At 45.3% G+C, this 1,404-nt stretch carries 2 protein-coding genes; both read left to right on the top strand.

The genetic code is table 11. The annotated features are described in order from the left end of the window. On the top strand, positions 1–75 hold a 75-nt coding region (locus tag GMD4S_RS13000; protein WP_008289740.1), incomplete at its 5' end, for an AraC family transcriptional regulator. Then, on the top strand, positions 72–1,404 hold a 1,333-nt coding region (locus GMD4S_RS08880; protein ID WP_000831096.1), incomplete at its 3' end, for a cache domain-containing sensor histidine kinase. The genes GMD4S_RS13000 and GMD4S_RS08880, both read left to right, overlap by 4 nt.

The following is a 1,404-nucleotide window of genomic DNA, read 5'->3' as shown; positions in this document are numbered from 1 at the left end:
AACTACTTTACCCAACGTTTTAAACAGATTGCAGGTGTGACACCTCGTCAGTTTAAGAAGGGAGAAGGCCGATGAAGCGTTCTTCTCTCCTAGTAAGAATGGTTATTTCCATCTTTCTGGTCTTTCTCATTCTCCTAGCTGTGGTCGGGACTTTCTACTATCAATCGAGTTCAGCAGCCATTGAGTATACGATTGAGGGCAATAGCCAAACGACCATTAGCCAGACAAGCCACTTTATTCAGTCTTATATCAAAAAATTAGAAACCACCTCGATCAGTTTGACCCAGCAGAAGGATATCCTAGCCTATGCTGAGAATCCTAACCAAGTCCAAGCCAAGGGAATCAGAGATCTGTTTTTGACCATCTTAAAGGCAGACCAGGACTTGAAAACGGTAGTACTGGTCACCAAATCCGGTCAGGTTATTTCTACAGATGACAGTGTGCAGATGAAAACTTCCTCAGATATGATGGCTGAGGATTGGTACCAAAAGGCTATTCATCAGGGAGCTAAGCCAGTTTTAACCCCAGCTCGTAAATCAGATAGTCAATGGGTTATTTCTGTCACTCAGGAACTTGTTGATGCAAAGGGAGCCAATCTTGGTGTGCTTCGCTTGGATATTTCCTATGAAACTCTGGAAGCCTATCTCAACCAACTCCAGTTGGGCCAGCAGGGCTTTGCCTTTATCATCAATGAGAAGCATGAATTTGTCTACCATCCTGAACGTACTGTCTATAGCTCAGCGAGTGAAATGGAGGCCATGAAACCCTACATTGAGACGGGACAGGGCTACACGCTGGACCATCAATCCTACGTTAGTCAGGAAAAGATTGCAGGGACTGATTGGACGGTTATAGGCGTGTCTTCGTTGGAGAAGTTAGACCAGGTTCGGAGCCAACTCATGTGGACCTTTCTTGTTGCTAGTGCTTTATCTCTTCTTGCCTGTATCTGCTTGGTGTGGTTCAGTCTTAAACGCTGGATTGCTCCTTTGAAGGACCTGAGAAAAACCATGCTGAAAATTGCTTCTGGTACACAAAATCTGCGTGCTAAGGAAGCTGGCGCCTATGAACTGAGAGAAGTGACTCGCCAGTTTAATGCCATGTTGGATCAGATTGATCAGCTGATGGCAGATGTGCGCAGGCAGGAAGAAGCGACCCGGCAGTATGAACTTCAAGCCTTGTCAAGCCAGATTAACCCCCATTTCCTCTATAATACTTTGGACACTATCATCTGGATGGCTGAGTTTCAGGATAGTCAGCGAGTGGTTCAGGTGACCAAGTCTTTGGCAACCTATTTCCGCTTGGCGCTCAATCAAGGAAAGGATTTGATTTCTCTTTCTGATGAAATCAATCATGTCCGCCAGTACCTCTTTATCCAGAAACAACGCTATGGTGATAAGCTGGAGT

This window comes from Streptococcus sp. GMD4S, assembly GCF_000296955.1.
The sequence above is the reverse complement of the archived record's forward strand: the minus strand, read 5'-3'. Positions and strand labels throughout refer to the sequence as shown.